This is a genomic window from Synergistaceae bacterium (assembly GCA_017444345.1).
In the GTDB taxonomy this organism is placed as follows: domain Bacteria; phylum Synergistota; class Synergistia; order Synergistales; family Aminobacteriaceae; genus JAFUXM01.
This window is the reverse complement of record JAFSWW010000018.1, coordinates 1-23151: the sequence shown is the minus strand read 5'-3', so window position 1 is coordinate 23151 and position 23151 is coordinate 1. Positions and strand designations below refer to the sequence as shown.

At 39.7% G+C, this 23151-nt stretch carries 16 protein-coding genes; 6 read left to right on the top strand and 10 right to left on the bottom strand.

Going from position 1 to position 23151, the window contains the following annotated elements; all coding sequences use genetic code 11:
* Positions 1–11 precede the first annotated feature (11 nt).
* The 3 genes from IJS99_00970 to IJS99_00960 are packed head-to-tail and all read right to left on the bottom strand — an operon-like array spanning position 12 to position 3827.
* On the bottom strand, positions 12–842 hold the full coding sequence (locus IJS99_00970) for a hypothetical protein (protein MBQ7560392.1): 831 nt from the start codon (positions 840–842) through the stop codon (positions 12–14).
* A 3-nt stretch (positions 843–845) separates the two neighbouring features.
* Entirely contained in the window at positions 846–2213 is a 1368-nt protein-coding gene (locus IJS99_00965) for a hypothetical protein (GenBank protein ID MBQ7560391.1), read from the bottom strand.
* A gap of 36 nt (positions 2214–2249) precedes the next feature.
* A complete protein-coding gene (locus tag IJS99_00960; protein ID MBQ7560390.1) occupies positions 2250–3827 on the bottom strand; it encodes a hypothetical protein in 1578 nt (525 codons plus the stop codon).
* Between the two features lie 562 nt (positions 3828–4389).
* On the opposite strand from IJS99_00960, the gene IJS99_00955 reads away from it, so the two are divergent.
* The 4 genes from IJS99_00955 to IJS99_00940 are packed head-to-tail and all read left to right on the top strand — an operon-like array spanning position 4390 to position 9982.
* Positions 4390–6603 carry a GTPase domain-containing protein gene (locus IJS99_00955; GenBank protein ID MBQ7560389.1) on the top strand — a complete coding sequence of 738 codons (2214 nt, stop codon included), beginning with the start codon at positions 4390–4392 and terminating at the stop codon, positions 6601–6603.
* An 18-nt stretch (positions 6604–6621) separates the two neighbouring features.
* Complete coding sequence (locus IJS99_00950) at positions 6622–7887, top strand: hypothetical protein (GenBank protein ID MBQ7560388.1); 1266 nt, start codon at positions 6622–6624, stop codon at positions 7885–7887.
* A 4-nt stretch (positions 7888–7891) separates the two neighbouring features.
* A complete protein-coding gene (locus tag IJS99_00945; GenBank protein MBQ7560387.1) occupies positions 7892–8851 on the top strand; it encodes a hypothetical protein in 960 nt (319 codons plus the stop codon).
* Between the two features lie 18 nt (positions 8852–8869).
* On the top strand, positions 8870–9982 hold the full coding sequence (locus tag IJS99_00940) for a hypothetical protein (protein MBQ7560386.1): 1113 nt from the start codon (positions 8870–8872) through the stop codon (positions 9980–9982).
* A 41-nt stretch (positions 9983–10023) separates the two neighbouring features.
* On the opposite strand, the gene IJS99_00935 is transcribed toward IJS99_00940, so the two are convergent.
* From IJS99_00935 to IJS99_00920, 4 genes are all read right to left on the bottom strand, one after another.
* Complete coding sequence (locus tag IJS99_00935; protein ID MBQ7560385.1) at positions 10024–12081, bottom strand: TRAP transporter permease; 2058 nt, start codon at positions 12079–12081, stop codon at positions 10024–10026.
* A gap of 73 nt (positions 12082–12154) precedes the next feature.
* The gene (locus IJS99_00930) at positions 12155–13123 is read right to left on the bottom strand and encodes a TAXI family TRAP transporter solute-binding subunit (GenBank protein MBQ7560384.1); all 969 of its coding nucleotides are present in this window, start codon (positions 13121–13123) and stop codon (positions 12155–12157) included.
* Between the two features lie 61 nt (positions 13124–13184).
* Positions 13185–13466 carry a DNA-binding transcriptional regulator gene (locus IJS99_00925; protein MBQ7560383.1) on the bottom strand — a complete coding sequence of 94 codons (282 nt, stop codon included), beginning with the start codon at positions 13464–13466 and terminating at the stop codon, positions 13185–13187.
* Positions 13459–15756 carry a mechanosensitive ion channel gene (locus IJS99_00920; protein MBQ7560382.1) on the bottom strand — a complete coding sequence of 766 codons (2298 nt, stop codon included), beginning with the start codon at positions 15754–15756 and terminating at the stop codon, positions 13459–13461. The genes IJS99_00925 and IJS99_00920 overlap by 8 nt, the downstream gene beginning before the upstream one ends.
* A 667-nt stretch (positions 15757–16423) precedes the next feature.
* Here IJS99_00920 and IJS99_00915 point away from each other — a divergent pair.
* On the top strand, positions 16424–18328 hold the full coding sequence (locus tag IJS99_00915) for a flavocytochrome c (GenBank protein ID MBQ7560381.1): 1905 nt from the start codon (positions 16424–16426) through the stop codon (positions 18326–18328).
* A gap of 165 nt (positions 18329–18493) precedes the next feature.
* On the opposite strand, the gene IJS99_00910 is transcribed toward IJS99_00915, so the two are convergent.
* Together IJS99_00910 and IJS99_00905 are read right to left on the bottom strand one after the other, a co-directional pair.
* On the bottom strand, positions 18494–19759 hold the full coding sequence (locus IJS99_00910; protein MBQ7560380.1) for a hypothetical protein: 1266 nt from the start codon (positions 19757–19759) through the stop codon (positions 18494–18496).
* A 29-nt stretch (positions 19760–19788) separates the two neighbouring features.
* Entirely contained in the window at positions 19789–20940 is a 1152-nt protein-coding gene (locus tag IJS99_00905; protein ID MBQ7560379.1) for a PrpF protein, read from the bottom strand.
* A gap of 212 nt (positions 20941–21152) precedes the next feature.
* Here IJS99_00905 and IJS99_00900 point away from each other — a divergent pair, with 212 nt between their 5' ends.
* On the top strand, positions 21153–22067 hold the full coding sequence (locus tag IJS99_00900; protein MBQ7560378.1) for a LysR family transcriptional regulator: 915 nt from the start codon (positions 21153–21155) through the stop codon (positions 22065–22067).
* Here the strand turns inward: IJS99_00900 and IJS99_00895 are convergent.
* On the bottom strand, positions 22050–23012 hold the full coding sequence (locus tag IJS99_00895) for a Gfo/Idh/MocA family oxidoreductase (GenBank protein MBQ7560377.1): 963 nt from the start codon (positions 23010–23012) through the stop codon (positions 22050–22052). The two genes, IJS99_00900 and IJS99_00895, sit on opposite strands and share 18 nt — an antisense overlap.
* Positions 23013–23151: the final 139 nt, after the last annotated feature.

Genomic DNA, 23151 nt, shown 5'->3' with positions numbered 1-23151 from the left:
TACATAACCTCCTAATTCTCCCGGAGCAATTTATAGGCCTGCTCCATAGCGTTGAATCCCTCATCTTTACGGCCTGACTGAAATAGAATCCTCCCCGCTGAAGCAAAATCATCGGCTTTCATGTCCTGACTCATTGAGTTAATTAATTCGAGAGTCAATTTTGCCGCATCTTCCTTCTGACTCATTTGCAGAAAACAATATGACGCTCCTAAATACGCGCTAATATCTGCCCATGACATATAATGAATCTGATGTAAAGTTTCTAGGGCGTTGACAAAATCCTTTTTCCTGAAAAAATTTTGTGCCTGCTCATAGAGATATTTACAATAATTATTTGTGATTTCCTGTTTAGATATAGAGTCAGGGACGTTATTTTTGCCCGTAAAAACTAGACTCAAAGCTGAGTGATCTATTATGCTTGTTTGAGATTGAATCTTAATTTTTTGCGAGTAAAAGACTCTTAGTGCGTAGTCTGCTGCGTCTGAATTCGTGAAAATTTTGCGGTCGAGTCGGCCTTTATCGAGATATTTTGCTAGTTCGTTCACGGCTTGAAGCTCGGCAATTTTCGCATAATTACTTGACAGGGCATTTTGTGCGAACTTGTTATTACTCTTGAGTCTGGGAATCTGCAATATTTTCAGCGAATAAATAAATCCTTCACTCTCAACAATAAAATTAGAATTGTCGGGATTCTTTCTGATTGAGTCAAATAAAATTTTCCTTGCGCCTTCAGGAATAGCGGCACCCCCTATGAAAGAGAGTGCATTTTCCTGTATAATTCCCGAATAAAGTATATCAACCTGCAATAATAACAGAGCTGTAATAATAAAAATTTTCTTCATGATTTATAAATTTTGCTTAATAGTCCCAGTTACTCCGGGCTTAAATTTCCCCGAATCGTTATACATCGGCCCTTGTATGAGTCTTTGCTGCTCCTGCTGTTTCTTGATTTCCTGTTCAGTCTGCACGGGCTGGAGAATTTGCGACTCTCTCATTGTTTGAGCGTCAGAGGCTGCCCTATTCGTTATTGAGGGAACATAAATAGCGACCGCATAAGCCCAGACTCCTTCGTCGTCAAACCATGAACTGCGATTTACGCCGGGGGGTAAAATTCCGCGTGCTGCTGTAGTAATTGCCTCGTTGAAATTCTGAATGTGAGAGAAATTTGTTTTTGCGTTATTAACCTGTTCTAAGTCGTTCGAGCTTACAAGATTATTCATAGGGTCGGCGGCTTCAATTGCTGTAAAATCTTCGGTGAATTCCTGCTTTAATGACTCTCTGTAACTTGCTTGGCCGTTGACTTGATCACCCGTTATAATTCCGCAAAGTTCTCTCTCTGCTCTCATTACTGCAATCTTCCCGGCGTTAATTCGTAAATTTGCCCTCATTGCGGGGTTGCTTGCACGCTGAACTAATGCACTCCCGAATCCTACAAAAGCTATTTCTCCTGTCTCAGGAACGTCAACGATTCGCCCTCCCACTGGCGGAACTACTCCGCTTTGAATTTCTGCTAATATTGCATTCATTCCGTCTCTTACGTTGTCAGCTAAAAGAGTGTCATTTACAGGCCTGTTATATTTGCCCATAGTTTTAGGAGTGCTCACTATTGTAACATAAACTGTGCCCTCTCCGTCGTCAAAAGTGTCAAAAGTTACATAGCCCTTCAGGACATTTGCAATATTTGAGCTTCCTTTTTCGTGAATTTCGATTCCCAGTGAAGTCGAGCTTGAGTCGCCTGTGTTCGCGTTGTCGTTCTGATTCGCTAAAATTTCCATTCCTGCGGCTTCCATATTGCCGAGCATTTTGCTTAGTTCGACTTTGGCATTCATGAGTCCTCTAAGATATGCGGCCCGCTGTGAGAGTCTGACTGCGTTAATATTTCTCATGCTCTTGTCATAGACTCCGAGTCCTGTCGCTACATAAGCATAATTGCCGTCGGGGGTTCCGATTCGTTTTGCTCCTGAAGATGTATGAGACTTCACAAAATCATTAATAGCGTCCTGAAGAGTCCTCGCCGTTGTCGTAGTAATATTTGAGTCCGGTGATGTAACAGTGTGAATCTCTTCGGGGTGCTGAACAGTTCGTAAAGACTCGCGCTGATCTTCGGGGGCTTGAATGGGCGGCATAAAGTCATCAGCGGTCAAAAGAGGCGCGGCAAAACATGAGGCACTGAGACAAGTTAATAATAATACTGCGAGTGAAAATTTTTTCATGATAATAACTCCTTTGAATAAATATAAAATTTTGTGCTACTCTATCAATAATGAAACCTTGATATTCTTGACAGCCGGGAGAACTTCTTCGGGCATTTCGAGATCAACGGGGATAATAAATTGCTTTTTTTCCTGCCATGAAACCGGAGTCGTAAAGCTGAAACTCTTCCCTTGTATATCGCTGTTAGCAACGATTGATTTAATTCTTACAGTATATGTAGTATTAGATTGCAGGGGTGTTACAGGATTCGCGTCAAATTTGTAATTGTAATCTCTACTATTACGAGTCCAACGGCCTTTAAATGATGCTGCGGGTCTTATTGTAAATGGAAAATTTGAATCTTTCTCGCTAATTTCGTTATTATTTGGATATGAACTAGCATAAATTTTTATTGACGGTGTGAGGCTTGAGACTCTGCCATTATTTAAACCTGTTACAGTAATTCCACTGGGGGGGGGGGGGGGACGCGTTGATTTATCTGATTCGTCAAGGTTTATCATAATTGTAGGCTGAATCGACCAGATATATTTTGTGCTGTATAATGATTGCGCGCTGTCTTTAGTTATCAGGAAGGCAATATTAAATCTCTTCTCAATCGTCTCAATAACTTCCTTGTCCTCGTCTAATAATTCAAGCATGAGTCCTTTAACTTTTTGAGTGCGGTCAAAGAAATTTGCGAATTCTCCGGACCTGTAACTCAAAATTTTATCCGAGTCATCTTTCGTGAAATTATAGAGTCTGCACCCGAAATTTTGCGGTCTGTTGTAGACTGCGAGGGAGAAATTTTTGCCTAGTGTATCAGAATTTGCCGTTAAAATAATGCTGTTGTTATTCTCGGCTGATAGAGCTTCTTTTTTTGCAGCAAGAGTCCTTAATTGAGTCTTATATTTAACAAGTAAAGTATTTTTCTTAGCGGCTGAAATCTGATCTAAAACTTGAATCAAATCGGGAATAAATGACTCAGAATATAATTTATCGTTAAAAGTTAATTCGACATTGAGTCTAAAAACGTCCGTCTTGCCTTTCACGAGTTCAGGTTTTCCGGGGATATAACACGATAAGAAATCTTCAGGCTTATAACGTTCGAGAGTAGCTTTTAACAATTCTGCACCGGACTTAGATTTTTGCTTGGCTGTCTCTTCTGCGGCGTTTCTTGATTCGAGTTCCTTTGCTGCTTTAGCGTCAAGTTCGGCCTTACGTTTGAGAATATCAGCGGGTGAGAAAGAAATTTCTGCACTTCTCGATGATGCGTGTTTAGCTCCGTCACGTAATAGATCGCGGATTATCCAGAGTCTCATTTTGATTTTGTAGATACCTGATTGACTCTCGTCTGCTCCTAAAATTTCGTACTTGTCGACGACTCCGCGGCTGTAGGATATGATTCTTTCTGTTAATTGGTCGTTGTTGAGTTCAGTTCTTGAGTCAATTACAGCTCCTACAGCTTGACGAAGACCGCCCAGCCACGCCGACTCGATTGCGGAGTTCCTGTCAGTCCCTTGTCCCTCAATGTCGACGACGATATATTTATCGTTATCATTATCAGAACAGAAGGCAGTATTACACAATGACAGAGTCAGCGCGAGAATCATTGCGTAAAGAAAAAATTTTTTCATGAAATACTCAGCTCCTTATGAAATTATTTATTGTAAAGAATATTGTAAGTGTGAGAGTTTATTAATGTCAAATGCGATATAAATTTTTGTGAAGAGAGTCAGCAAATTTTTTTATGAGAATCACGAGAAAATTTTTAACACATGAACGAAAATTTTTAGCTTTGTAATTTATTGCTATGACCGGAAAATTTTAATATTTTTGTAGCTGTAAATGCAGCTGTAAAACTTGTATTTTTTCGCCTAAAATCAAAACGTTTTTATTATATATTATTGACAGGTTTATAAGCGAGACTCACGCAAAAAATTTTATATTGCTATTATTATAAATCGAGAATGACCTAAAATTTTTTATATTGCCTGTTTATTGTAGAAATTTCCTGCTGTCTATGAGAAAATAAATAAAATTTTCACGGTAATTAAAATATTATAAATTAGGAGGTATAAAATTTTGATTCAACTAAGCAAATTTCAAAGTAATAATACGCAGGGGGGGGGGGGACTCCTTGAAAACAGCGGACTCAGGGGAGAAAGAATCAACTCTATAATATAACGCCGCAAACCTATGGCCGGAAAAATTTCAAGCGTTAAAGAGAATCTCACTCAAATTATAGATAACTTTATTAGATTCAAGTCCCTTTCTCAGCAAGTTTTGAATGATAAAGAGTTCGCAGCTGATTTTACCGAGCTTTCACAAGTCATTCAAGAATCAAATCATTTTGTCAGTGATTCAGACGAAATAAGAAATAATTTAACGAACATACAAAACCGTTTAAGCCGAGACACGTTAAATATTGCAGTAATAGGACGAGCAAGACAGGGCAAAAGCAGACTCTTACAAACTATAACGGGACTAAGTTCCGAAGAAATCCCCGACGGCAATCAAGCATTTTGCACAGGTGTCCGCAGTGATATAATTAATCATCCTTCAGCAAGTGAGGCATATGCAATTGTAAATTTTTTGACTGAAGAAAGATTTATAGACGAAAATATTGCGCCTTACTTCTTAGAATTACAGAAATACAAGCCCGATTTATTTACGCCGATGTCAATATCTGAATTTAGAAATTTTGTTTTGCCTGAGCCCGGCAGCTTCAAAGCAAATCCAGAAGATATAACGCAAATGAACTTACATTTACAGCACTTGAAGGAATTGCAGGAACATTTAAGCCAGTATCGCGACTATATAGGGAGGTCTCCGGCTCGAATAACCCGCAAAGAAATACGCGAATATGCTGCGCAGGATAATTCACAGGGCGAACGTGTTTATTTCAAGCATATGGCAGTCGACAGAGTAGAAATTTTTTGCAGATTCCCAAATTCCGACGTCGGAGCATTAAGACTTATAGATTTGCCTGGCTTAGGAGATACCAGAATCGGCGACGTTGAAAGAGTCGTTAAAGCATTGCGGGATCAGGTTGATTTAGTATTATTTCTCTCAAAGCCAAATAACTCCGGAGCAGCATGGCAGGATAACGAAATACATTTATACAGTCAGGCAAGAAGGGCACTCGGTGAAAAATTGCCAATTGAACGCTGGGCTTTCTGGGTATTCAATCACGACTCAAGGCCGGGCGCAGATAATTTGACTCAGTGTGAAGTCCTGCAAAATTCCATGAGAGCCGCGCAAATTTCTACAGCAGATAATATTATAGTAGACTGCACTGACTCTCAAGAAGTATCAAGCAAGTTAATTGATAAAGCACTCGATCACTTGGCCGCAAATATTTCAAGAAATGACCGCGAATACACGGAAAATATACAGGCCGATTTAAATAATTTGATTCAAGACCTGCGCAGCAATATAAAACGTGTACAGAATATTTTACGCGATGACAGCAGCTTTGATGACAATGACAGCGGGATATTTGACTCATTATTTGACGAGTTATGGGACGAACTGCGGGAAGATTTACAGGCTTGTGTAGAAGACGGCTCAGAATTACGCCAGAATCGTGAAAATCCCTGCGAGCCCCTGAAAAATTGTATAGAGTCAATCTTAGACAATGAAGAGAGCAGCGATATTACAATTTCTGAAGACGAATTAAAGAAATCTTCACGGCGACTCGGCGGTTTAGGCTCGGCTTATGAAGACTATTTACACCAGTTACGAACGGGACTCAGCAGCAAAATGCAAAAGAATCTTGATGATATTCTTGATAAAGTTTTAGACGGGACTAAGGACAAATTATGTTATATTTTAAGCGTTACAGGAAGGCTTGAGAAACGTTTTAAAATCAGGGATCATAATTTATTCAGCGAGCTAATAAATTTTATAGACATTTCCGGAATGAGTAAAGATCTCCCGACATTATTAGGAGGCTTTGAGCTTGTTAATAACTGGTCAATGAGTTATCGCAGCTTTATTCAGCACCGTATAAGAAGCTCGCTTAATGCACTTGATCCGCTTGATAGTGAGTGCCTCGCGCTGGGTTCGCCCATGAATGAGACTCAAGCATTCGAGAATCTCAACGAACTTTACAGGCAGGCAATTTACAAATTAAGGACTGAATTTGACGGGATTTATTCCGAGCCTAACAAGGCAGCATTTGCCATAGCTGAAGAATTCAAGGATATAATGATTCGTCCGCATGACACTAAAGATAACAGGCCGAGACTAATTAATCAGTGGCGCAAGTTTTACCGTTCAATTAAGGGCGATATATGGCCTGAAGAGTACGGGAATTCGCAGAGAAAGCGCGATATTTGCTCAAAATTGAGGGTTCCTGTAATGAGTCTGGCTGACTTGCTGAACTCAGATTTTAATTTTCTTGCTTAGTCAGGGGAGTATATTATAATGTCAGAAGAATTAATTTTTACGGCGTTAGGGCCAAGCGGTGCAGGAAAAACTACTCTTTTATCTTGTATGCATAAAAAGTTTGAGGAGATTTTGCCCGGTTCATTTTATCCGGCGGACTCTAAGACATTCAGCACGTTGACTAAAGCATATAAGAAATTAGAGTCAGAAGCAGACAAGACTAATTTAGAATTTGCTGTAGATTTGGCCGGCACGAGTGATTTACGCGAATACGCATTTAATCTCAGGGGTAAGGGCGCAAATATTCCGGTGAGGTTTTACGACTTCCCGGGCGGCTGGATGGATCCCTACGACGAGTCGCAGCTTGAGAATCACAAAAAAGTTATTGACATCGTACAGCGTTCACAAGTTATTTTTGCGGCAATCAATACGCCCTATATAATGGAATTCAACGGACGCTATAAAGATTATGCCGGCATAACAGAAATTGAGCATGTCATAAAAATGAGCCTGCTTAATAATGACAGCAATAAATTAATTATTCTCGTGCCTATCAAGTGCGAGCGTTATACAAGGACTCTTGAAGACACCCGGAAAATGAACAGCAGAATTAAAGAAGTCTTTGCGGAAAGTATCAGGCTCTCAAAGAATCCCGCCTATAAAGAGAGACTCGCAATTGTCTTAATGCCTGTTCACACGGTGGGTAATGCTCAATTCAGCAGGTTTAATATTCAGGGCAGCGAAATAAAGCAGGAAGTCTACATAAAGAACCGCGCTCTGAAATTTTCACCTAGAGACACAGACCAGCCGCTAAGATTTGCCATGAACTTTTTATTAAATGAGTTCACGAGAAATAATACATTTGCGAGTATCTTTCATCAGGAAGATTTAAACGCTATGAGGGAATTTATTTCGGACGGCATGAAATTAGATAGTAAAGAATTCGAGATTTTATGCGGGAAGGATTTAATAACTAAGCCGGTTGATATTCAAAAGAGTGCTTTACGGGAATCTTCGGGAATATTGCCGAGAATATTATTATATATGCTTCCGTTTTTGCTGTTAATATTCACTCGAGGCGGCGCAGGTTTTATTATGACGTGCATATTTACAGGGATAATATTATTCATTTACCAGCTGAAAAAGTTAGAAAACGCAACGTTTAATAACGTATTCGGCACAGCTTATTTATTCGCATGTGTTATTTTGTTTATAGTTCTTTGCTGGGAGGCAGTTATATTTTTTCTCTTGGCTATGATTTTATTGACTCTAGACTCTTTAAGAATTAAGAAAGCAGGAAATTAATCACATGGCAGACGAATTAATTTTCACGGTATTAGGGCCAAGCGGTGCAGGTAAGACGACTCTTTTATCATGTATGCATAAAAAATTTGAGGAGATTCTGCCCGGGTCATTTTATCCGGCGGACTCTAAGACATTTGCTAGACTCTCAAAGGCATATAAGAAACTTGAGCAGGCCGCAAATAATCCTGATATTGAATTCGGAGTCCCTCTCGAAGGCACGAGCGATTTACGAGAATATGAATTTACTATCAGGGGCAAACGTAAAAGCGTCCCAGTAAAATTTTATGACTTCCCCGGAATCTGGATGAATCCCTATGATATTGCGCTCAAAGAAAATTACGAGAGAGTCATTAATATCGTCCAGCATTCACAAGTCATAATTACTGCGGTTAATACGCCCTACATAATGGAATATAACGGACGTTATAAAGACTACGCCGGAGTCGATGAGATCGAACACGTTATAACAATGAGTATGCTTAATAACGAGAACGACAAATTAATTTTATTTGTGCCGATTAAGTGCGAGAAATATACTCGTACTCCGACGGAACGCGATAAAATGCTCAAGAAAATTTCAGAAATTTTTGCTAAAACTATGAGACTTCACGATAACCCGATATATAAAGATAGACTCGCAATAGCATTTATGCCGATTCACACGGTCGGTAACGCGAGATTCAGCCGCTTTGAAATGTTAGGAGGCGAAATTATTAGAGAAGTCTACGTCAAGACACGCAGCACAAAATTTTCACCTAGAGACGCAGACCAGCCCCTAAGATATGCAATGAGCTTTTTATTAAACGAGTTCAAGAAAAATAGTAATACATGGTGGGGAAATTTTCTTGATTTCGTATTTGAACGCGACAACATGGAGGGAATCAGCGATTTTATACGTCAGGGGATCAAGTCAGATAGTGAAGGCTTTTATACTTTCTGCGGACGGGACTTAATAGGCATTTAATGAAGGAGTGATATTTTTATGAACGAAAATATTTTATTTCGATTCAAGACTCGTGCTAGACAAATTAACGGCGATTATAGAGTTTTTTCCGACGGCGGTCAAAGAATTCACCCAGAGTCAGAATTCAGCTCGATTGAAGATAAATCTAATAGAGATGATACACCTTGCGCTATAATGTATTGCGGGAATAAAAAAATTTATGTAGCTGCGTTCGGACTTCAAAGGGGAGTCAAGGATTTCGCAAATAGGCCGATTATGTTCTCGTTCTGTCAGATTTTCACAGAATGGCCGAGTGCGTGGGCTGCTTTTACTCGTTTAATATATAACTGGAATGATGCAGGAAAATTTATTAGCTCGCTCATAACTGAACGCGGGAAGGATATAATTTTTGAGCAGGAAAAATTTATCTCATGGCTTCAGGCAGATAAACAGGGCAATTACAAATTTTACACGCTAAACCCGGACGATTTGGGCATTGATTTATCAGAAATTGACGCGAATTTTGCGTTAATCCCTAAGAATAATTGCGTGCTGAAATGGGAAGAAGGCGGACAAGAAATTTACTGTTTTCGGCCAGTCGTTAAAGGCTATAACGGACAAAATATCAGACAAGGCAATAAATTATTTAGAAAAATTATGATCTCTGCTGCTATTCTTGTTATAATAATTTTAGCTGGAGTAGGCACAAAATTTTATCTTGATGCAAGAGAAGCCGAGGCATTACAAGCCGTAAAAAATAGCGTAAAATCTCGTGTGAATAATTCACGTGAAATAAATAATAAACTTTCGCAGGATATAGCAGCAAAGACTCAAGAATTAATAAATACACTGGAGAATGCGAAAAATTTTATAGGCTCGTCAAAAGAAAATTTTGATTCTTGTATGGACACAGCAAAAAAATTAAACTCGGCAATAATTAACGCAAAAAAAAATTTTATAATCGGAGAAGGTCTCATTGAGTCAGCGGACAAAAAAATTAATGCGCCTGATTTCGATAATATGAGTCTCAAGCAAAGAAATAACGCTGTTAATAATGCCAGTGAATATATTAATCAAGCAGAAAATTTAAATCCTGAAGCTAGTATATACACTCTGAAAAAATTAGCTGATGAACTTGCGGAATCACTATAAAAATTATCCCCCTGACTCGTAATAAAGCCGGGGGAATCAATTTATTTATTTCTCTTCATATACTGCACAATAAATACAAAGCCGACTAGAATAAACCCGATTAAGTCCGTTAATATTCCCGGAATTAGCATACTCAAGCCGCCCGCGCAAATTATTAACCGCATTAAAATATTCATATTTCCGTAAAGATAGCCGTTAAGTGCCGCAGCTACTCCGAATATGCCTAATAATGCAGTCGCGCAAATTAATATAATCTCTAAAACTATTAAGAAATTTGTCAATACCGGCCCGGCATTTACTATATTAATTAACGGGCTGACATTCTCGAATAACATAGCAGGTGTAAACGCAAATATATAAGGCACAATAAACGCTGCAACCGCGAGTCTTGTCGCATTAAAAGCCGTCTTCATGGGTGGAGCTTTAGCAATTGCCGACCCTGCATAAGCTGCCAGTGCCACCGGGGGCGTAATATCTGCTACGATTCCGAAATAGAACACAAAGAAATGCGCGCAAATTTTCTCGATCCCTATAGCAGGCGACATCAAAATCGGCGCACAAGTCGCAGCCATTATACAATAATTCGCAGTCGTGGGAACTCCCATTCCCAGAATTATGCAGCAAATCATCGTGAGAATTAACGCAATAAAAGCATGTCCGCCCGAAATATTTACGACCATTGTAATTAATTCTGACGCAAGCCCCGTTGAAGTTATACAGCCCGCAACAAGTCCCGCCATAGCACAAGCCGCAGCCACTGTTATAGTACCTTTTCCGCCCGCCTCAAGTGCATCAATAATTTTCTTGAATGTTATTCGCTCTTCACTGTTAAGCAAGCCTACCAGAATCGCCGCGCCTATAGCAATCGCCGCAGAAAACTGCATAGTATAAATATTCAGCGAGACCATTATTACAAGTATAATTAACGGCAGCAATAAATAAATTTTCGGTAAAAGTTTTATAATTCGCGGGAGTTCTTCTCTAGGGATTCCCTTAAGGCCTAATTTCTTTGCTTCCAAGTGAACGGCTATATAAATCCCCGCAAAATATAACACTGCCGGCAAGATTGCTTTTAGTGCGACTTGTGAGTATGGAATTCCCATATATTCGGCCATCAAGAAAGCAGCTGCTCCCATTATGGGCGGCATTATTTGACCACCTGTTGACGCGGCGGCCTCGACTGCTCCGGCAAATTCAGCTTTATATCCCGTGCGCTTCATCATTGGAATAGTTACAGATCCAGTCGTTACAGTATTGCCCACTGATGAACCCGACACCATTCCGCATAGTGCTGACGAGATAACGGCGACTTTTGCGGGACCTCCTGCACTTGCTCCGGCGATGGCATTTGCTAGATCAATGAAAAATTTTGATATTCCCGTTCTCTCAAGAAATGCTCCGAATATTATAAACACTACGATATATTTTGCACATACTTCAATCGGAGTGCTTCTCAGGCCGTCCCCCGTCGAGTAAAATAAATCGTAAATTACTTTTCCAAATCTCACAGTAGAGAACGCATAAATCATTAACGCACCTACTACGCATAAAATGGGAATTCCCACGCACCGCCTGCATAATTCCATAGCCGCTAAGATTCCGACTAGTGCCATAGTTATCATAATATAATAATTCGGATTTCTCGGACTAGTTACACGCAAAGCAAGTTTTATGATACTTTCTGCGTTACAGGCAAAATAAAAAAATGGGATTGCCCCGGCTATCATGATTATAACGTCATAAAATGGTATTGAATTAACCCGCGAAATCATGTCAAATTTAAATGATATAGAAATCGAGTCATCCAAGCCAGTTTTTAAGACTCCATTTGCTTTACGAATGGGATAATGTAAATAGCCGATTATTAATATTAAGCCGAGAAAAATATTTAATCTTATTTCGGGCATTGCTGTGCTGAATAAAGTTACATAAATACAATATAACGAGAACAAAGCCGACACCCACCGCACAATTACAGCCGGAGTTCCTTCCCAGATTCGAGTATTTGACTCGCGGTCATAACGTTTCATTACTGCGTCAACGTCTGCCTCAATCTGCGCTATTTCCTGACTCGTTAAAATTTTGTCGTCTTCTGACATTATATATAATCACTCCTTACAAAAAATGACCGGATATAATTTCCGGCCATAAAGATTTAATTTTTCCGCTTAATTATTTGCCTGCAACGTTAAGATCTTTCTCGCCGAAATATTTTACTGCTCCTTTATGATAGGGAACTGCTGAATATGACACTGCGAAATTCAAATTTAATTCTGCTCCCTTTGCGTGGGCTGCTGTGATCTCGTCAAGATTCTCAAATATTCCATACAAGAAATTATACACGTCTGCTTCTGAGACATCATCGCGGGCAATTATTACGGCACCGACTGCAACTGTTTCAACGTCATTATCAAGTCCGTAAACGTCTTTCTTGATAATATTCTTGCTGTAATACGGGGATTCTGTCATGAGCGATAAAATATGCTCGTCATCAAGTCCGACAAGATAAATTTTCTTAGTTGCTGCGAGTGAAGTTACTGCAGTGGTAGGAGCTCCGGCAACGATAAAAGCCGCGTCAATTTTGCCGTCCTGTAGTGCTTCTACACTGTCGCCGAATGACTGATAAGTGGGCTTAATGTCCTTGTCAATATCGAGCCCATAAGCCTTTAACACGTCAACAGCATTGAAATAAACGCCTGAACCTGCCGCACCGACTGATACACTTTTGTCCTTGAGATCTGCAACTGTCTTAATTTCGGGATTAAGCGTTATAATCTGCACTTGTTCCATGTATAAATTTGCTACGGTTGAGAAATTTGTAACTTTGGAGTCAAATAATCTCGTGCCTCTGTAAGCATATGCAGCTACGTCCGATTGAGCAAAAGCAATTTGCACGTCGCCGTCTTCCATTGCCTCAATATTTGCCTTAGATCCGCCGGAAGTTATAGCCGTTACAGTCGTTGAAGTTGTCTCGCCGATTTTGCCCGCAAGAACTCCGCCCAGTCCGTAATAAGTACCTTGTGCACCGCCAGTTCCAAAAATTAATTTTGTCCCGCCCGGAAGTCCGCCTTTATCAGCAGCAAATGCCGAACACGTTAAAATCATAGCAAGAACTAACGCAAGAGAAATGATTTTCTTCATTGTAAAATTACCTCCTGATATAAAAAATTTATATTGCGAATATTTTATCATGTTTATTAATTCAAGATTTATTCAAGACCGATTTATAACCGCCGCTGCCGTAATCAAGACATTTTTTGACTCGGCTTATAGTTGCTGTGCTGGCTCCTGTTTTACTCACGATTTCAGAATAATTTTTTGACTCCGTCAATAATTTCGCTACTTCCAAACGTTGAGCCATTGCTTTAATCTCGTTAATAGTCGCAATATCTTCAAGAAAATTATATATCTCGTCAATATTTTGCAATTTCAAGAAAGCCCGGCATAAATTATCAGTCTGTGAATCCTTCCATGTGTCAGACATTTTTTATTTCGCCGCTTTCAGGTTTTGAGTCCGAGTCTGCATTATCTTTATCTAGGGTCAATTTATTTGCATCGTCGTTAATAATATGAATATCTCTCTGCGGGTAGGGAATATTAATTCCTTCTTTATTAAAGACTGCCGCAATATGATGTCTTAAATCACTTGAAATTTTCAGGCCTGACGATGATTTAAGCTCGAACCAGTAATATACTTCAAATTCTAATGCGTCATTACCGAAATTCTTAAATATCACGAACGGGGCGGGATCCTTTAACACTTTTGAATGCTCGTTCACAATTTCATTTAATAATTTCTCAACTTTGCGGCTGTCTGAATCATATGAGACTCCGACTTGCAAGATTTCGCGTTTCTTGAGATCTGTACGAGTCCAGTTAGTAACGCTATTCTCAAGAAAATATCTGTTCGGCAATATTACATCAAGCCCGTCATAAGTCCGTATTGTAGTAGAACGCGAGCCGATATCGTCGACCATTCCGGAAATTCCCGATACTTCTATCATGTCATTAACTTTGAAGGGACGCGAGAAAATTACGATAAAGCCGCTGATTAAGTTATTAAATATATTCTGCATTCCAAAGCCTAGACCGACCGCAATAGCACCGCCCATGAAAGCAAAGGCCGTTAAGGGAATCTCTAAAATATTTAACGCAATCAAAGCAAATGCTACCCATAAAATATAGAATACTATTCTCTGCACGGCATTAGCAGCTGTAATACTTGATTTCACGCGCCGCAACATTCTGCGCTTTATCCAGTGGCTGCCCCATGAACTAAGAAAGAAGCTCGAAAGAAATACGAGAATTGCAATAATTAATTTTCCGACTGTTACAGAATAGCCCTCGCCCTGCCATAGTTCAGTGTTTAAGAAATTCATAATAGTTTCTTGACTGAATGAGCTTACTTTTTCGGCGATCCTGATTGCGCTTATATTGTCGTTTGCCTCGCTTTGCAGTCTTTGCTGATAAAAAACTGCAGTGGGAATTAATGACTCGTATCTATCATAGATTTCAGTAATGATTTTGCGCTGATTCTCTATAGAGCGTAAGATTTCCTGCTGAATCATGCTCGTTATTCCTTCAGCGTTGGCCTGTCCTTGACGAGCCTCGATCTGGTGCAATATAGTATCTTCCATAGTGCGAATCCCTTCGAGTTCCCTGTTTAATTCTTGGATTCTTATTTTTGCCGAGTCGCCTAACTTCCAAATTTCTTCGCCGCTCGCTGTATCATGAAATAATTTGAATCTTTCGCGCCAAACCTGTTGAATTTCGCGATTTATTGCGATTTCGTAATCAAGCAATGAGACCATATGCTCCCAGTAAGTTACTCTAGCAGAACGAGATAAATAAATTGCAGACGCATTTGTCAGAGGCATAATATCAGCTGAACCCAAATTCGCCCGCGCCCTAACAAGTGAAGAATTTGCGGAACCCAGTGATTTACGAGCATCGTTTAATTCCGTCATTAGTTCAGTTATACGAGTCTGCAATTTTTCGAGATTTGCATCAAGTAATTCCTGCGGAAATATTAATTTGTCCTGCATTGCCTCGAGTCTGCCGCGCAATCTTTTAAATTCTGCGACATTGAGATCAAATCCTTTTCTCAGTGTCCTGACCTGAAGAGTTGTTAAAGCAACATTTACGCGTGCTTCCTCAAGCTGTAAAACGTGTGTTCTAGGGAGTTCGAGACCTTCTCCGCCCTCTTGAGCTTCCTTTAATTTTTTCTGCAAATTCGTTGCATCGGCCAAATCAATTTTTAATTTGTCAAGTTTTGACTGCAAAGAAAATAACTGCACATCAAATCCGCGAGAAACTTTTATAATTTCCTGACGTAAAGAATCACTCATATTAATATCAGGCGATTTAACAGTGCCGAGTGAGTCAGCGTCTTTGTCTTCGGTCTTGTTTTCCTGATTATTTGAGTTTGCACTCTGAACTAGCGCACTATATGCAGCATAAGCCACGCTCAATTCCGATAAAACTCTAGTGTGTAATTCTTTCTGCTCATCGTTATAACCCCATGCGGCCATATCGTCTGAAGATTTTTCTGTGAGGATTGCTATTTCTGCGATTCTTGCTGCAATATCTGCACTGCCTAATTTGATAGATTCTAACTCTTTATTAATCGACTCGCGCAATTTGCCTATATCCGAGCTTATTGCTTTCTGCAAATCAGTTACATAATCCGATGATTTATCTTCTGTATTCTCGGCACTAAAACACGGCCAAGCAAGTGCGAAAACTAGAATTAATGCAAGTAAAAATTTTTTCACGTGTATAATTTCCTCCTAATAATATAATATATATATAACAAATAAAATTTTAGCAAATAACATAGTGTTATACTACATAAAAATTTTCTCATCAATTTTCAGATAAACAGCAAATTTTACTAATACATTTACTAATACAAAAAAGTGAGTTAATTTGATTTATAGCAATTATTTACAAAGATAAATTTTTCCGTATATATTAAATTTTTCCGCGCAAAATTTTTTACTCTCAAGCGTTCATTATTACAAAATATTCTGAGTCAAAAGCAAATAATTTTTTACACTGATATAATTATCACAGCAAAATTTTTTACTCTCAAGCCGGCATATAATCTCGTAATTATTTCGCTAATTCCGAACTATCTTGTAAACGCAAATAAATTTTCTCGCTAATATAATTATCACAGCACAATTTTTTACTCTCAAACCGGCATATAATCTCGTATTAATTCGTTGTCTTCTCACTATTTCGCAGCAAATAAATTTAATATATAAATTTTTTACAATTATTACAACACAATTTTTAACTCTTAAGCAGGCATATAATCTCGTATTAATTCGCTAATTCCGCACTATCTTGCAAAATATAAACGCAAATAATATTTCTCACTGATATAATTATTACAGCTCATTTATAAATTATTTAATCAAGAGGGGAGTTAATCTCATGAAATCAAAGAAGGGAATATTTTTTCTTGTGTCAGTGCTGGCGATTATCTTAATAATTATCAATACTCCGAGAGACAGCGATAATTCAATCACAGGCACGGGAACAGGCAACGGCTACGGCGGGAAGGATTCAATCACTGTAACTGTAATGCTTAAGGATGGCAAAATCTCAAATGTTACAGCAAGCGGCCCGAATGAAACTCAGGGTATAGGCTCAAACGCGATCGAGAAAATGCCCGCTCAAATGGTCGAGAAAAATTCTATCACGGTCGACGGAGTAACAGGTGCTACAATAAGTTCAACGGGAATTCTACAGGCAGCAGAAGCAGCACTAAAAGCCGCCGGAGTCAATCCTGAAGACTTCAAAGCGAAAAATATAGCAGCAAAAACTGATACGCCCTCACAAGTTCCAGTTGAAGACAAAGAATTTAACACGGATATTGTCATAGTCGGAGCAGGCGGGGCAGGAATGGTCGCAGCAATCACAGCAGCTGATTCAGGGCAAAAAGTTATCTTAATCGAGAAACAGTCAATGGTCGGCGGAAATTCTGTCAGAGCTACAGGCGGAATGAATGCGACTCACACTCCCGAACAAGATAATAATAAATTCACGGAAGAAGCAGGAGTCGAGAAAACTTTAAAGGCTGCCGAGAAATTTGCGAATAATCAAATTATCACAGAACTTGCTAAAACCGTTAAATCTCAATGGGACAATTACAAAGCTAATCCGGCGGGATATTTTGACTCGGTCGAGTTAATGCAGCTTGATACTTTAATCGGCGGTCATGGAATAAATAATCCCGAACTCGTTAAAATTTTCACGGAAAATGCAGCAGACGCAATTAAATGGCTCAAAACTATAGATATAGATTTAAGCTCGGTCGGTGCATTCGGGGGCGCGTCAGTCAAGAGAATTCACAGGCCCTTAAACGAACAGAAAAAAGTAGTCTCTGTAGGTGCTTATATGATTCCTAAACTTTTAGCAGCCTGCAAAGCCCGTGAAAATATAACTTTAATGACTGACACGGCAGCAACGGCAATTTTAGCAAATAAAGAAGGCCAAGCGACTGGAATTCTCGCAAAAGGTTCGGACGGCGGGAAGATAATAATTAATTCAAAGGCTGTAATACTTGCTGCGGGAGGATTCGGGGCAAATTTGAAAATGGTCTCGATATTCAAGCCTGAACTTGAAGGATTTATGACTACAAACGCACCCGGAGCAACTGGAGAAGTTATAACAATGGCACAAACTCTCGGCGCGGCAGTCGTTGACATGAAACAAATTCAGATTCACCCTACAGTTGAAGCTAACACGGCATCACTCATAACAGAAGGACTCAGGGGCGACGGGGCTATACTCGTTAATACGCAGGGGCGGCGCTTTACGGACGAGACGGGAACACGCGACGCAGTATCAGCGGCAGAAATTGCACAGCCCGGTTCATTCTCATGGCTCATAGTTGACTCGAAAATGGCGGACGCTTCAAATGTCATTAAAGGCTATATTTCCAAAGGCTTCACGAAAGAGGGCAATACTTACGACGAATTAGCAAAAAATATTGACATTCCCGCAGAAATTTTCACAGAGACAATGATAAAATGGAATGACAATGTAAATTCACGCAAAGATCCTGACTTTAACCGGACGAGTTTTGCGGCTCCGTTAGATAAAGCACCGTTTTACGCTATAAAAGTTACAGCGGGGATCCATCACACAATGGGCGGCTTAAAAATTGACGGTCAAACGAGAGTACTCAAAGGCGACGGATCAATAATTCCGGGACTTTTCGCGGCTGGAGAAATCACAGGGGGAATTCACGGAGGCAACAGGCTCGGCGGGAACGCTGTAGCGGATTTCGTTATATTTGGCCGCATTGCAGGACAGAACGCAGCAAAATTTTAACGCAAAAATTAACGGGATTTCTCAAAATTTTACGGGGAGTCCCGTTTTATATGTCCATAAAAATATTAACCTCCCTAAATGCTTATTGCATAAAGAGAGGAATCTTAGAATAAGGTAATAATATGACTTATGATATAACGTGTTTATTTTAGCACAAGAATTTATTTAATAGAATAAATGACCGAGATTGAACACTCCAAGCCATGACATTAAGACATTTATTAATACATTCGCGACACTCAGCAAAAATAAAGTCTTGAACATGTTATTCATTTCTTCTGTAGTAGTCTCTTTTGAAGCCGAATAAGACGACATTATTATTGCTCCCCCTGTTGATAATGGAGAAATCGCCGCCGCAAATGAAGTAGCAACTATAGCACTCATTAATTCTACATAACTAACTGAAAAAGTTTGCGCTACATTATGGGCAATGGGCAATAAAGCAGGCATTACGACTCCAGTAGTCGAACTTACCCATGAGAGAATCCCGGAAGTTGCTGCCATTATGGGAACGGCTGAATCTGCAGTCATTAAACTTGATAAATAATCAGATACGAGCTTGATTCCTCCGAGCTTATTAATTACGTTTACGAGCGCACCAACTCCGCAGATAAATACAAGAGTCCCCCAGGGGATTCCCTTAATTGCTTTCTTCTCGTCAGCACAGCCCAGCAAAATTAACACGCTAGCGGCCAAGAATGCAAATAATCCCGTGTCAAGTTTAAAGCCTATACAGCATACTACGACTATAATAATTACTATAATTGTTATGCGCTGATCCCTGTTAAATTTAGGAATCTCTGACCATTTCAGCGGGTTATCTGCTTTGACTTTATAGCCCTTGTACAAGATATACACTACAAGCGTAAACACAAAGCCTGATAATAACGTCGACAAGAATAAATGCAGCCCGAACCCAGAATAACCCAGCGGATTAGATAATTGAGCCGCTAAGATTCCCGTTATAGAAAGTGTTGATGCACAGCCTGCATTAGCTCCGAGTTTCGCATATAATGAAGTGGCCATCGGGTTAATGTCCATTTCGAAAGCTAAATACATCGCAAAAGTCGTCATTAAGATTCCCGCTGCGATATGTCCCGGCCCTATTGCTGAAATAAACGCGCTCAAGACAAACATCAAAATGGGAATTAATACCGTGTGCTTCCCGACAAGTGCGACAATTTTTTTAGAGAATAACTCAAGAGTCCCGTTTTGTGAGGCCATTCCAAACATGAAAGTAACTCCCACTAGAGTAACAAACATTGACGAACTAAAACCGGCTGTAATTTGACTCGCTTTCAAGCCTCCGACCGTTCCGAGTACAAATGCAATTCCCAGCGCAAAGAAACCTAAATTTATTTTCTTGATAAAGCCGACTGCTACGACTACTGCTAGAACTATAAGCGATATTATCGGTAAATATTCTTGCATTATAATTATCTCCTGTCAATGAAATTTTTTTAGAGCCTGATTCTTGCTGTACCGTCCATTAAATAATTCGCTGTCCTGAAGCCGAAAGTGTCATCAATTACAGGAACATTTGAGCCGTCTTCAAGTCTGAAATCTGCGCCGCATTCGAGAATTCCCGCAGGATGGCCGATTCTTATAAATTGAGTGTCCGCGTTCTTTGCTAAGACCTGATTTACGATACTTCCCGGAGTAACTGCCGCCGCTGCCGTACACATTGCCCCCGTCATTGCGTATGAAGGGTGAGGCTTCTGCATTGACATCATGCGTGATAATAAATCAATTTTTCTGCGCGAAATTTCTTTACCGTCTGAAGTAATATAATCTTCGGCCTCGCTTACAATTGTCATCTTGGGAATTCCCGGAGTGTCCCATGCTGATTTTGTGTAGTCGTCAATGAGTCCCAGTTTTACAGCAGCAAGACCGCGAATTTTTTCGAGCAAGTCAAGCATTTCCGGTTTAGAATTCAAATCGTCGGGTAATTCCTTACCAGTCAAGCCGACATCATTAGCCTTAACGAACACTAGGGGATTAGCAGCGTCAACAATTGAAACCTTAACATTTCCAAAGCCGGGAACGTCAAGAGTATCTATCACATTTCCGGTCGGTAAAAGTCCATGCCCTAAAGTTCCTGAAGGATTCACAAATTTTAATTTTACGGGTGAGGCAGTGCCGGGGACTCCAGCGATATAGAAATCTCCTGAGTAAGCAACTTCTCCGCCCGGTGTCTGAACTTCTTCGGCGATAATTTTTTGAGTGTTCGTGTTAAAGACTCTTACTGTTGTAACGCCGTCATTTGCCTTGACGAGTCCTTTTTCGATTGCAAACGGTCCGACACCTGATGAGATATTCCCGCAATTGCCTTTATAGCTGACTAGGGGCTTATCGACTGAAACCTGCGCGAAAGTATAATCTACATCTGCATCGGGATTAGCTGATTTCTTGATTATAGCTGCTTTGCTTGTTACTGAATACGAACCGCCGAGCCCGTCAATCTGCTTTGAGTCAGGACTTCCCATTAAGCGCAATAATATTTTCTCCCACTCGTCTTTATTCGCTGGTAAATCTTGTTCGAGAATATAGACTCCCTTACTTGTGCCGCCGCGCATAATAGTTACTGGCAGCTTTATAACGCTGTCTGACATAGTTTTTTGCCCTCCATATATAAATTAAATTTTGCTGCTGGATTTTTATCTTGTGAAAAGATTACAATAAATGCGCTATAATGTGAAATACTAAAATTTTATATAAACTATAGCTTGAATGCATAATTAAATTCTTGCGAGTGATTTATTTCAGGAAAAATTATATTTATGCACTTGTAATATTTATAAAGTTTAGGAGGGGGAATTTAATAATGGACTTCAGGGAATTAACATATTTGACGGCTATAGCAAAATTTCAGAATATCACAAGGGCCGCCGAATCTCTTCACATGACACAGCCGAGTTTAAGCAAATTTCTTGACAATCTGCAAAATGATTTAGGGCTTGACTTGTTTCAACGCATAGACAGAAAATATATTCCCACTTATGCGGGCGAACGTTATTTGTCATATGCTCGGAAAATTTTAGATACAAAATCAGATTTAGACTCCGAACTTGACGACATTATTAAACGTGAAATAGGCGTGTTAAAAATTGCTCTGCCAAATATGCGAAGTACTTTCATGCTGCCGAAGACTTTACCCGTTTTTAATGCGAAATTCCCGAATGTTAAATTAAATATTTTCGAGGGCACAAGCGCAATTATTGATACAAAATTACTTGACGGAGAAATTGATTTAGCGTTTTACAGCAAGCCTCACGAGTTAAATTCTAAACTTGAATATGAGACTCTGGCAAAAGAAGAGCTGTTAATTTGTACGTGCAGAGATCATAAAATCAAGAAACTTGCTGACTCTAATAATCACATAAATTTATCAGCACTCAAAGACGAGCGTTTAATCTTATTATCGACTGAACAGAGAACGGGGCAAATATCGCGCTTTTACCTGCAAAAAAATAATATCTCGCTTGAGAACTCAATCACTACAAATAATATGCCTGCTGTTATTTCTCTAACTGAACAGGGCTGGGGAGTGTCATTCATATTTGAGTCTCATTTGCGCTGGCACTCTCCAACGGGACAAAAGCCTGAAGTTGATACTTACAGTTTCGGCAATGATAGAGTCATGAGCGATTTTGTTGCAGCCTACAGAAAAGGCTCTTACTTAACGAAATATGCCCGTGAATTTATTGCTATATCGAAAAAATTATATAGCCCGTCTTAATTCTTTATTGCTTGAGCCTGTGTTAATCTGTCTTAAAATCTCAACAGCGACCTCTAAAGCTCTCTTGCCGTCCTTACCTCCTACAACGGGGGGCTTTCTGTCTTTAACGCACCTGACAAAATCAGCAAGTTCTAATTTAAGCGGCTCACTTTTCGGGAATACTGGAGTCTCTCTTATTTCGACTTGGCCGTCGGAATTCGTAACACATCGGCTAATTTGCACGGTCTGAAGCTCGTAATTTATAGTAATTTGGCGTTCACGTTCGACAATTTCAAGCTGTCTGCATTTCTTCTCGGCACATCTCGACACTAAAATATGAGCGATTACCCCGTTTTCAAATGTGATTTGAGCGTCTGCAATGTCTTCATGTTCACTGAATACGCATGAACCAGTCGCGGCAATTTTCGCAATCGGTGAAGGAACTAGCGACATAATTATATCTATATCATGAATCATTAAATCAAGGACGACTCCGACATCGTTAATTCTTGCGCTGAACGGGCCGACTCTGCGCGAGTCAAGATAAATAGGCTGCGGGTGAATCTGTGAAATATATCTAATTGCGCTGTTGAATCTCTCAATATGTCCGACCTGAAGCACTAAATCTTTTTTTGCAGCAAGTTCTAACAATTCGCCGGCTTCTTCTGGTCTAAGCGTTACAGGTTTCTCGACTAGAACATGAATTCCGGCCTCAAGTGCTGTCTTTGCTGTCTGATAATGCTGGCTTGTCGGGACTACGATAGAAAGCGCGTCAACTTTTTTGTGATTTATGAGTTCTTCTATTGAACTATATGCGGGGACTCCTAAGTGTTCACCGATGAAGCGGGCGCGTTCAAGATTACTGTCTGCAACTCCGACTAAACTGGCATCTAATAGCTCAGTATAAATTCTTGCGTGGTGCTGGCCAAGATGTCCTACTCCTATAACGCCAATTTTTTCACTCATGATAAATAGAATCCTTCCCAAATTTTTATTTGCAGCTAGTCAAAATTAAGTATTTTCTTAGTCGCTATTATTCTTATCACATAGTAAGTAATTTTTGTGGTATGAGTACGAAATTTTTACGAGAAATTTTTTTGTCTGC